This window comes from Micropruina sp. (genome assembly GCF_027492755.1).
In the GTDB taxonomy this organism is placed as follows: domain Bacteria; phylum Actinomycetota; class Actinomycetes; order Propionibacteriales; family Propionibacteriaceae; genus Micropruina.
In genome coordinates this window covers 1-9,998 of record NZ_JAPUED010000139.1, presented here as the reverse complement: position 1 = coordinate 9,998, position 9,998 = coordinate 1, and the positions used below count along the sequence as shown (strand labels likewise).

Here is a 9,998-nt window from a genome sequence, read left to right as displayed (position 1 = left end):
GGCCCAGGCCCAACATCACCGAGCTGATCACACCGGCGCGGCCGAACGGCAGCACGGCCATCCGGATCATCTCCCAGCGGGTGGCGCCGAGCGCGAGCGCGGCCTCCTGGTGCAGCACCGGGGTCTGCAGGAACACCTCCCGGCTCAGCGAGGTGATGATCGGCAGGATCATCACCGCCAGCACGATGGAGGCCGTCAGCAGGGTCCGTCCGGTACCGGAGGGCTGGCCGCCGAAGAACGGGATCCAACCCAGGTAGGTGTTCAGCCACAGGTAGAGCGGCTGGGCGGACGGCGCCAGCACCATGCTGCCCCACAGGCCGAAGACCACCGACGGAACGGCGGCTAGCAGGTCGATCACGTAGCCGAGGCTGGCGGCGAGCCGGCGGGGGGCGTAGTGCGAGATGAACAACGCGATGCCGATCGACACCGGAACGGCCATCAACAGGGCCCAGAAGGAGGCCCACACCGTGCCCCAGGCGAACGGGATGATCCACGACCAGAACTCGCCGTAGCCCTTGGCCTCGAGTTCGGACGGAGGGGTGGTGAGTGCTGGAAATGCTTGCATCAGCAGGAAGCCGGCGACCATCGCCAAGATCACCAGGATGGTGATTCCTGAGCCGGTCGCCAGCCCGCTGAATACCCGATCGCCGACCCGACGGCGGGTGCCGTTGCCGGCAGGACCCGTCGGGGTCGGCGTCGGGGCCACCTGCTGGGTGGACTGGGTCACGAAAGCCATCCTTCGCTCACAAGTTCATCCACGCCAGTGCTTGACGTCACTTGATCGAGTCGATGGCGGCCTTCACCTTGGCCTGCATCGACTTGCTCAGCGGTGCACTGCCAGCCGCTTCGGCTGCCGCCTTCTGGCCTTCGGCCGATGCGGCGTAGCCGATGAAGTCCTTGACCAGCTTCGCGTCGTTGGCGTCCTTGTAGGCCTCGCAGACCAGGGCGTAGGAGACCAGCACGGCCGGGTAGACACCCGGGGCCTTGCGGGTCAGGGTGAGCGCCAAGTCGTGCTCGCCGCGGCCGGCGACCTGCTTGGAGGCGTCCACGATCTTGGCGGCGGCCTCGGCGGTTGGGCTGAGCCACTCGTTGCCTACCTTGAGCTGGGCGTGGCCGAGCTCGCCGGCGGCGGAGGCATCCGCATAGCCGATGGTGTTCGTGCCGGTCTTGACCGCGTCCACAACGGCGGAGGTGCCCTTGGCGGACTCGCCGCCGAAGGCAGCCGGGAAGGCGTCGGCGGCGGCCTCGGTCCACACCGACGGCGCGGCCTGGTTCAGGTAGTCGGTGAAGTTGTTCGTGGTGCCCGAGTCGTCGGCGCGGTGCACGGCGGTGATCGACGCGTCCGGCAGCGTGGTGCCGGAGTTGGTGGCGACGATCTTCGGATCGTTCCACTTGGTGATCTTGCCCGCGAAGATGCCGGCCAGGGTGTCGGGGTCGAGCTTGAGGTCCTTGACGCCGTCCACGTTGAAGACCACCGCGATCGGCGACACATAGACGGGCAGGTCGAGCGCGTTGGATTCGGCGGTGCACTTGCCGAACTTGCCGGCACCCAGTTCCTCGTCCTTGAACGGACGGTCGGAGCCGGCGTACTGCACGGCGCCGGAGGTGAACGCCTGGCGGCCCGCGCCGGAGCCGTCCGGGGAGTAGTTGATGGTGACGCCGGGGTGGGCGGACTGGTAGTCGGCGATCCACTTCTGCTGGGCTGCGGACATCGACGAGGCGCCCTTGCCGGCCAGCGTGCTCTCGGCGGTCGTGCTGCCGCTCGAGCCGGTACCGGGGTTGGCGGTCTCGTTCGCCGCGCAGGCGGACAGAGTCAGCGCGGCGGCGGCGAGCAGGGCCACCGGGGCGCCGAACGTGGAAATCTTCACGGCTTTCCTTTCAACAATGGGTGGAACGGAACCCGCTCCGGCTGGCATGCTAGGCAGCCGAGTCGACCGGTTGGGGAGTCCTGGGTGAACAGCCGGTGAACGCACCGCCTCGGGCCTCGACGTCCGATGCATCGGTGTGTGACCAGGGGGATGGCGGCTCGCCCAGCTACTAGATCGGATGTCCGATGACCAGGTTCCGTGCACTGCCCGCATTCGCCGCCTCGCTGGCGCTCGTACTCGGAGTCGGCTTGTCCGCCACGCCCGCCGCGGCGACTCCGTTGCCCGCGAAGGCTGCCGCCCGCACCGTCAAGGTGGATGTCGATGGCGACGGCCGCAAGGACACGGTGAAGATCACCAAGGTCAAGGAGGACCGCTACAAGGTGACGGTCACCACCGCGAAAAAGCGGAAGTCGTCGCTGACCCTCACCTCGACGATCGAGACCGACTGGGGCATCGAGCCGTACTGGGGTGCCGCCAAACTCGACAAGGTGAAGGGCTACGAACTGCTGCTCGCCACCGGCGGCGGTGACGGCTACACCACGGCGGTGCTGACCTGGCGCAAGAACAAGCTGGTTCGCCAGGCAGCGCCGAAGGACCGTTCCGCCAAGTACGCCTGGTACTCGCTCGGCATGCTCGACTGGGGCCGCAGCGGCTACCGGTTCTACAGCAAGTCGGGCAAGCGCTACGTGGAGCAGTACACGCTGTTCAAGATGGGCACCCCGCGCTGGGAAGGCCGGCTGGTCACCTCGGTCTGGAAGTCGGCGGGCTGGACGAAAACCACGTCCAAGAAGGTGAAGCTGACCGACAAGCAGGCGAAGAAGTACACCGGCGGGTTTCAGGGTGTGAAGATCGTCTAGTGCCCCGGGGAACCGGGTCCGGTTACCAGTCACAGGAGGACGTGCATGCTCGAGGCAGTCGATCACATCGATCTCAAGGTTCCCGACCTGGAGCAGGCGGTGGCCTGGTTCGCGGGCCTGGGGCTGGTCGAGCGGCGCCGACTGCCGGAGCGCAAGTCGGTCGAACTGGCGCTCCCGGGCGAGGGGCAGGTCGTCTTCGAACTGCGTGAGGACGCGACGCTGGAGGCGTTCGTGATCGACCACGTCGCGTTCCGGTCCAGGTCGCAGGCCACCGACGCCGCCGCGATCAGTGAAGCCACCGGTGCCACCTTCAGCCGCACCGACACCTTCATCCCTGTCACCGGCAAGACCATTTCGGACTTCACCGATCCCTACGGGATGCGCTGGCAACTCTCCGACTGACGGGGCGTCCGGCACTCACACCCGGGGTTTGTGCCACTCCACGCAGATGGTTTCGCCCTCCGGCGACAGGTGGGCCACCAGCACGGCGGCGGTGAGCATCGGACGGTCGGGCACGCCGAGCGCTTCCAGCATCAGTGGCAGCACCGGTCGGTGCCCGCAGATCGCCCGGGGGACGCCGCTGGCGGCAGTCTGCCTGATCAGCCGCTTCATCAGCTTGCGGACGGCGTCGGGGTTGTCCTTCGCCTTCTCCTCCGACAGGGTGGCCCAGCCCTGCACGTCCAGCCGTTTGGCCTTCGCGTAGGGCGACAGGGTGGACATGCAGCGGAGCGAGGCCGACGAGTCCAGCTCGCCCACGCCGTAGGCGTCCAGCAGGGGAATCAGTTGCTTGCTCTGCCGGCGCCCGCGGGAGCTGAGCTGGCGCAGTTGGTCTTTGCCCGACCAGTGTTTGCGCTCCATCGCCTTGCCGTGCCGGACGATCAGCAGCGGCGTGGTGTCGGGCAGGGTGACGGCCTGCTCCAGCAGCGCCCGCTCGTCGGCGTAGGTCATCCGCTTCAACGCCGACGGGATGGACAGCCAGACCCGCCGGTCGACCTCGGAGTTCGGCTTGAACCGGCGCTGGTCGATCGCCGTGCCCAACCAGTAGGCAACCCGTTTGGTGCCGGACGGGATCGGGTACTGGATGCGGTCGACGGGATGCCGCAACCGGACGATGACCGCCGTCTCCTCCATGGTCTCCCGGACGGCGGCGCCGGCCAGGTACTCGTCCGGGTCGAGCTTGCCCTTGGGCAGCGACCAGTCGTTGTAGCTGGGCCGGTGGATCAGCAGGACCTGCAGGCCTCGCCCCTTGGGCCGACGCAGTACGACCGCCCCCGCGGCCTCGACCAGGCGTTTGTGGCTCATCCGGTGCTCCGTTCCCCGCGCCGCGAACCCAGCGACGAGATCAGGTGTTCCTGCAGGTCGAGCAGCGGCTCGCCCTCGATGTCGCTGGTGCGCTGGTGCCAGCCGTCCTCTTCCAGCCACCACGAGGCGGTGCCGTCGTCGAACGCCAGGTCGAACAGGTTTTCGATGGTGGCGATGTGCCGCGGGTTGGTCAGCGAGACCAGCACCTCGACCCGGCGGTCGAGGTTGCGGTGCATCAGGTCGGTGGAACCCAGCCCGACCCGCGGCTGCCCGCCGTTGGCGAACCAGAACAGCCGGCTGTGCTCCAGGAAGCGGCCCAGGGTCGACCGCACCCGGATGTTGTCGCTCAACCCGGGGACGCCGGCCTTGACGGTGCAGATGCCACGGACCCACAACTCGACGCTCACCCCGGCCTGTGAGGCGCGGTAGAGCGCGTCGATGACCGTCTCGTCAACGATCGAGTTCACCTTGATCCGGATCTTCGCCGGACGGCCGGCGCGCTGGTGCTCGATCTCGTCCTCGATGAACTCGACCAGGCCTCGCCGGATGCCGTGCGGGGCGACCAGCAACCGCTTGTAGTGGGTTTCCTGGCCCATCCCGGAGAGGTGGTTGAACAGCCGGGCGACGTCGTCGGTGACCACCGGATTGGCGGTGAGCAGGCCGACGTCCTCGTACATCCGGGCCGTCTTCGGGTTGTAGTTGCCGGTGCCGATGTGGCAGTAGCGGCGCAACCCGTCGGTCTCGTCGCGGACCACCAGCGACAGCTTGCAGTGCGTCTTCAGCCCGATCAGCCCGTACACCACGTGGCAGCCGGCCCGCTCCAGCTTGCGGGCCCAGGTGATGTTGGCCTGTTCGTCGAAGCGGGCCTTGATCTCGACCAGGGCGAGCACCTGCTTGCCGGCCTGGGCGGCGTCGATCAGGGCGTCCACGATCGGTGAATCGCCCGAGGTGCGGTAGAGCGTCTGCTTGATCGCCAGCACCGCCGGGTCGGCCGCGGCCTGCTCGATGAAGCGCTGCACGCTGGTCGCGAACGAGTGGTACGGGTGGTGCAGCAGCACGTCGCGGTGCCGCAGCGCGGCGAACATGTCGGCCGGCATCGCGGTCTCGACCTCGGCCAGCTCGGGATGGGTCTTCGGTAGGAAGGCCGGGTACTTCAGCGACTCGCGATCCAGGTCGGCCAGCGAGAACAAGCCGCGCAGGTCGAGCGGTGCGGGCAGCTTGAAGACCTCCTTCTCGCCGATGTCCAGTTCGCTGACCAGCAGGTCGAGCATCTTGTCGTCGATGTCGTCCTCGACCTCCAGACGCACCGGCGGACGCCCCACCTTGCGCCGCAACAACTCCTGTTCCAGGGCGTATAGCAGGTTCTCGGCGTCGTCCTCCTCGACCTCCAGGTCCTCGTTGCGGGTGACCCGGAAGGTGGAATGGCTGAGCACCTGCATGCCGGAGAAGAGCCGGTCCAGGTGGCGGGCGATGACGTCCTCGACGGCGATGAACCGGCCCTCGCCGAGTTGCAGGAAGCGGCTGATCAGGCTGGGCACCTTGACCCGGGCGAACTGCCGGGCGCCGGTCATCGGGTTCTTCAGCAGCACGGCCAGGTTGTTCGACAGCCCCGAGATGTAGGGGAACGGGTGCGACGGGTCGACGGCCAGCGGGGTGAGCACCGGGAAGATGCGTTCCTCGAAGAGGGTTCGCATCGTCTCCTTCTCGGCGTCGGTGAGTTCGTCCCAGCGCAGCACCTCGATGCCGTGCTCGGCGAGCGCCGGCCGGATGTCATCGGCGAAGGTGCGGGCCTGCTGCTCGACCAGGTCGCGGGCCCGGGTGAGCATCAGGTCGTACAGGTCGCGGGGCAGGATGCCGGACGCCGACGGCACCGCCACCCCGGCCGCGATCCGGCGCTTCAGTCCGGCCACCCGGACCATGAAGTACTCGTCCAGGTTGGACGAGAAGATCGCCAGGAAGCGGGCTCGCTCGAGCAGCGGCACCCGGGTGGTGTCGCGGGCCAGGTCGAGCACCCGTTTGTTGAAGGCCAGCCAGCTCAACTCACGATCGGAGAACCGGTCGTCGGGCAGGTCGGGCAGGTCGTCGACTGCGGGTTCAGCGGTCATCGCTGCTCCTGGTGAGGGGTCGGGCCGTACAGAACATCGCGGTGCACCACGGCGAAGCCGGTCCGCTCGTACAGTTCTACCGCCCGGCCGTTGGAGGCTTCAACGTAGAGGTGCACGGACGTGGACCCGGTCGCCGCTAGGTGTTCCAGGCCGGCGGCCAGCAGGGTGCGGCCCAGCCCGGTGCCCTGGGCGCGGGGGTGGGTGGCCAGGATGTACACCTCGCCGCGGCCGTCGGGGTGCCGCTTGGTCCAGTGGAAGCCGGTCAGCCCGTCGGCATCGGCGGTGACCAGCAGCCCGGCCGGGTCGAACCACGGCTCGGCCATCCGGGCGTCCAGGTCGGCGCGGGAGAAGTGCCGCTGCTCGGGGTGCCAGTCGAAGGCGGCCGCGTTCAGTGCAAGCAGTTGCTCGGCGTCCGTGGCGTAGTCGAACGGCCGGACGCCGTCGAAGGCCGCCCTGGAGGGCGGATCGAGGGGGCGTTCCATCACCAGCAGCCGGCGACGCTCGACCAGGCCGTGGGCGGCCGCGAAACCCTGTGCGGCAGGTAGATCCCCGAACGCCCAGACGGCGAGGTCACCGATGTCGCTGAGCAGGCTGCTGCCGAGTCCGTGGCGGCGGTGGCCGGGGTGCACCAGCAGTTGTGCGGTGCCGTGCTTGGTGTTGCCCTGCGCGTAGCCGGCCAGTTCGCCGTCCTGTTCGAACAGGTAGTGGCTGACCTCGGCGCCGTCGCCGCTCAACGCCAGCATGGCGTCCTCGTTGAGTGGCTGCTCGCCGTCCGCCTCGGCCACGACAGTCACCAGATGACGGATGCGGTTGATGTCGTCGCTGACCAACATGCGCTCAGGGTAGTGGGATCGGACGACGCCCCGTCATCCCCATGGACAGTTCGCCCAATTCGCCCAGGGCTGGCTCGCCATCCTGCTCCCAGTCCGTCGTCCCGGCGAATGCCGGGGGGTCTGGCGTCGACCGGTATGTCTGTTGGAGAGATCCCGGGGCGGAGCCCGGGATGACGGTGCCCAGTTCGTCATCCCGGCGGACGCCGGGATCTCCGGCGTCGACCGGTATATCTGTTGGAGGGATCCCGGGGCGGGGCCCGGGATGACGGTTCTACGGGGCGAACCGGTAGCCGACGTTGCGGACGGTGCCGATCAGGGCCTCGTGCTCGGGGCCCAGCTTGGCGCGCAGCCGGCGGATGTGGACGTCGACGGTACGGGTGCCGCCGAAATAGTCGTAGCCCCAGACATCGGCCAGCAGATGCTCACGGCTGAACACCCGGCCCGGATGCATCACCAAGTATTTGAGCAGCTCGAACTCGGTGTAGGTGAGGTCGAGCGGCACATCGCCCAGCCGGGCCGAATAGGCCGCCTCGTCGATCAGGATGCCCCCCGCCTGGATGACGCCCTCGGCGTCCTCGCTGGCCAGCAGTCGGCGGATGCGGGCGTCGAACTCGGCCGGGCCGGCGCCGTCCAGGACGAAATCCGCCACCCGCCAGTCGTCGTTGAGTGCGGCCAGGCCACCCTCGGTGAGCACCAGCAGGATCGGCAGCGCGATGCCCGAGGAGCGGAACAGCCGGCAGATCGTCCGGGCCGTGGCCAGGTCGGTGCGACCGTCGACCACGATGGCGTCCGAGATGGCCGATTCGGTGAGTGCCGAGGTGTCGGCCGGTGCGCCGTGCAATTCGTGGGCGAGCAGGCCGAGCGCTGGCAGGACGGCTTCGGGGCGCGTGTCATCGGCCAGTTGGTTGCTCACGACAAGCAGAGTTGCCATCCATATCCCCAATCGATGCCAGCATCAGAATAGTGAGGTCGGCGGCGTATCGCCCGATCGAATTTCGTTCCCGGTTCTGTAACCGGGCCGTCATAGGGCTGTGCCTTATAGCTCGAGAATCAGCGTCATCGGACCGTCGTTGACCAGTGACACCTGCATCATCGCGCCGAACCGGCCGGTCTCCACCGCGGCGCCGCGGCTGCGCAGGGCTGCGACGAAGGCGGCCACCAGGGGTTCGCTGACCGGACCCGGGGCCGCGGCGTTCCACGACGGACGGCGTCCCTTGCGGGTGTCGGCGTAGAGGGTGAACTGGCTGACCACCAGCAAGGGTGCGCCGAGCTGGGCGCAGCTGCGTTCGCCGTCCAGGATGCGCAGGTTCCACACCTTGTCGGCCAGGGCGTCCGCGATGGCGGCGGTGTCGCCATGGGTGACGCCGACCAGCACCATCAGGCCCGGTGTCTCGATGGCGCCGACCACCTCGCCGGCGACGCTCACCGACGCCCTGCTGACCCGCTGGACCACCGCTCTCATGGGCGCCGAGAGTACGGCACTAGACTTCGGCGAGTGGAATTGGTGGCCGCGGTGCTGACACCGGGAACGATCGCGTTGATCGTCGCGGCGGCCGCGGTGCTGATCGCCGCCCTGGTGATCGTGGTCCGCATCTTCACCGACAAGCAGCAGGAGTGATTCATGGCCTTCGAAATCCCCTCCGACCTCAACCCGGCCCTGGTGGGGCTCGCCTGGCTGCGCGGTCGCTGGGAGGGCACCGGCTACCGGGAATGGCCCGGTGAGGAGAAGATCCGGTTCGCCCAGCAGGTCGACTTCTCCGATAACGGCGGCGACTACCTGCACTATCTGGCGCAGTCGTTCGAGGTCGATGAGGACGGCAAGCCGACCAAGCCGTTGATGATGGAGACCGGCTTCTGGCGTCCGCTGGCCGACGGCACCGTCGATGTCGTGATGTGCGCGCCCGAGGGTTTCGCCGAGGTTTGGTACGGCAAGCTGCAGCCGGGCCGGGTCGATCTGGTCACCGACGCCGTCGTCCGTTCACCCGACGCCGCGGTGGCCTATACCGCTGGACGCCGGCTGTACGGCACCGTGGAGGGCAAGCTGATGTACTCGTTCGACCGGGCCACGGAAGACGTGGCGCTGCGGCCGTACGTGTGGGCGACGCTGGTGCGCGGATGACCGCCGTCCGGCACGAGACGGGGCCGGACGCCGGCGCGGTCTGGCACTACGGCGACCCGATCCGCGAGCAGCGCCGGCTGGCCGCCGGTGAGGCGACGGTCGATATGTCGCACCGTCCGACCTTCAGTCTCAGCGGCCCCGACCGGCTCAGCTGGCTGAACAACATCGCCTCGCAGAAGCTGGACGACCTGGCGCCCGGCCAGTGGACGACCGCCTACATCCTGGACCCGCAGGGCCGGATCAGCCATGTCTTCGGTGGGATCGACGACGGCGAGACGCTATGGGCGTCCACCGAGCCGGGACGGCTGGATGCGTTGCTGGCCTGGCTGCGGCGGATGCAGTTCGCGGCCCGGGTCGAGATCGTCGACCGCAGCGACACCCACGCGATGGTGATCGCCGGCGGCCCGCGGATCGTGCCCCGTGAAGAACTGGACGAGGTGCTCGGCGAACAGCGGGCCGGCACCTGGGCCGCGGACGCGTTGCGGATCGAAGCCGGCCAGCCGCGGACCTTCGTCGACACCGATGACAAGACGATTCCCAACGAGCTGGCCAATCCCGACGGCCTGGTTCTGGGCGCCGGCGTGCACCTGCAGAAGGGCTGCTACCCGGGCCAGGAAACGGTCGCCCGGGTGTACACGCTGGGCCGTCCACCGCGACGGCTGACCCGGCTTCATCTGGACGGCACCGCCGAGGCGCTGCCCGCGGTGGGTGCTGATGTCGTGCTCGACGGCCGGGTGGTCGGCCGGGTCGGTTCGTCGGCCCGGCACCACGAGCTCGGTCCGATCGCCCTCGCCCTGATCAAGCGCAACGTGTCCGCCGACGCCCAGGTGCTGGTGGACGGCATCGACGCCAGCCAGGAACTGATCGTTGACCCCGAGGTGGGTCTGCACGTGCGGCCCCGGTTGCGCTGAGGA

Annotated in this window: 12 protein-coding genes; 5 read left to right on the top strand and 7 right to left on the bottom strand. The window is 68.5% G+C overall.

The features are described from left to right. Both Q0066_RS10125 and pstS read right to left on the bottom strand, forming a co-directional pair. A partial coding sequence (locus tag Q0066_RS10125) for an ABC transporter permease subunit (protein ID WP_298132538.1) occupies positions 1-727 on the bottom strand: 727 nt, incomplete at its 3' end. Between the two features lie 46 nt (positions 728-773). Then, complete coding sequence (gene pstS / locus Q0066_RS10120) at positions 774-1,868, bottom strand: phosphate ABC transporter substrate-binding protein PstS (protein WP_298132536.1); 1,095 nt, start codon at positions 1,866-1,868, stop codon at positions 774-776. A gap of 185 nt (positions 1,869-2,053) precedes the next feature. On the opposite strand from pstS, the gene Q0066_RS10115 reads away from it, so the two are divergent. Together Q0066_RS10115 and Q0066_RS10110 are read left to right on the top strand one after the other, a co-directional pair. Continuing rightward, the gene (locus Q0066_RS10115) at positions 2,054-2,725 is read left to right on the top strand and encodes a hypothetical protein (RefSeq protein WP_298132533.1); all 672 of its coding nucleotides are present in this window, start codon (positions 2,054-2,056) and stop codon (positions 2,723-2,725) included. Positions 2,726-2,770: 45 nt separating this feature from the next. Continuing rightward, positions 2,771-3,127, top strand: coding sequence for a VOC family protein (locus Q0066_RS10110; RefSeq protein ID WP_298132531.1), 357 nt, complete (start codon positions 2,771-2,773; stop codon positions 3,125-3,127). Between the two features lie 15 nt (positions 3,128-3,142). On the opposite strand, the gene Q0066_RS10105 is transcribed toward Q0066_RS10110, so the two are convergent. From Q0066_RS10105 to dtd, 5 genes are all read right to left on the bottom strand, one after another. Next, on the bottom strand, positions 3,143-4,027 hold the full coding sequence (locus Q0066_RS10105; protein WP_298132529.1) for an NUDIX hydrolase: 885 nt from the start codon (positions 4,025-4,027) through the stop codon (positions 3,143-3,145). Further along, complete coding sequence (locus tag Q0066_RS10100) at positions 4,024-6,132, bottom strand: RNA degradosome polyphosphate kinase (RefSeq protein WP_298132527.1); 2,109 nt, start codon at positions 6,130-6,132, stop codon at positions 4,024-4,026. Before Q0066_RS10100 ends, Q0066_RS10105 begins: the two co-directional genes overlap by 4 nt. Continuing rightward, a complete protein-coding gene (gene mshD, locus Q0066_RS10095) occupies positions 6,129-6,965 on the bottom strand; it encodes a mycothiol synthase (protein WP_298132526.1) in 837 nt (278 codons plus the stop codon). The genes Q0066_RS10100 and mshD overlap by 4 nt, the downstream gene beginning before the upstream one ends. 271 nt (positions 6,966-7,236) lie before the next feature. Then, positions 7,237-7,878 carry a response regulator transcription factor gene (locus tag Q0066_RS10090; protein WP_366521513.1) on the bottom strand — a complete coding sequence of 214 codons (642 nt, stop codon included), beginning with the start codon at positions 7,876-7,878 and terminating at the stop codon, positions 7,237-7,239. Between the two features lie 123 nt (positions 7,879-8,001). After that, on the bottom strand, positions 8,002-8,427 hold the full coding sequence (gene dtd / locus Q0066_RS10085) for a D-aminoacyl-tRNA deacylase (RefSeq protein WP_298132522.1): 426 nt from the start codon (positions 8,425-8,427) through the stop codon (positions 8,002-8,004). Positions 8,428-8,460: 33 nt separating this feature from the next. Between dtd and Q0066_RS10080 the strand changes: the two genes are divergently transcribed. From Q0066_RS10080 to Q0066_RS10070, 3 genes are read left to right on the top strand one after another with little or no spacing between them, the layout of a single operon-like run. Further along, positions 8,461-8,583 (top strand): hypothetical protein, encoded by a 123-nt coding sequence (locus tag Q0066_RS10080; RefSeq protein WP_298132520.1) that lies wholly within the window; start codon positions 8,461-8,463, stop codon positions 8,581-8,583. Positions 8,584-8,586: 3 nt separating this feature from the next. After that, entirely contained in the window at positions 8,587-9,084 is a 498-nt protein-coding gene (locus Q0066_RS10075; protein ID WP_298132518.1) for an FABP family protein, read from the top strand. Then, entirely contained in the window at positions 9,081-9,995 is a 915-nt protein-coding gene (locus Q0066_RS10070) for a folate-binding protein (protein WP_298132517.1), read from the top strand. The genes Q0066_RS10075 and Q0066_RS10070 overlap by 4 nt, the downstream gene beginning before the upstream one ends. The last annotated feature ends 3 nt before the right edge of the window (positions 9,996-9,998 follow it).

Bases quoted from the DNA above. Each gene is read 5' to 3' on its own strand.
- dtd (WP_298132522.1), bottom strand. From the start codon at position 8,427: ATGAGAGCGGTGGTCCAGCGGGTCAGCAGGGCGTCGGTGAGCGTCGCC.
- Q0066_RS10110 (WP_298132531.1), top strand. From the start codon at position 2,771: ATGCTCGAGGCAGTCGATCACATCGATCTCAAGGTTCCCGACCTGGAG.
- Q0066_RS10100 (WP_298132527.1), bottom strand. From the start codon at position 6,132: ATGACCGCTGAACCCGCAGTCGACGACCTGCCCGACCTGCCCGACGAC.
- Q0066_RS10075 (WP_298132518.1), top strand. From the start codon at position 8,587: ATGGCCTTCGAAATCCCCTCCGACCTCAACCCGGCCCTGGTGGGGCTC.
- Q0066_RS10115 (WP_298132533.1), top strand. From the start codon at position 2,054: ATGACCAGGTTCCGTGCACTGCCCGCATTCGCCGCCTCGCTGGCGCTC.
- Q0066_RS10105 (WP_298132529.1), bottom strand. From the start codon at position 4,027: ATGAGCCACAAACGCCTGGTCGAGGCCGCGGGGGCGGTCGTACTGCGT.
- mshD (WP_298132526.1), bottom strand. From the start codon at position 6,965: ATGTTGGTCAGCGACGACATCAACCGCATCCGTCATCTGGTGACTGTC.
- Q0066_RS10070 (WP_298132517.1), top strand. From the start codon at position 9,081: ATGACCGCCGTCCGGCACGAGACGGGGCCGGACGCCGGCGCGGTCTGG.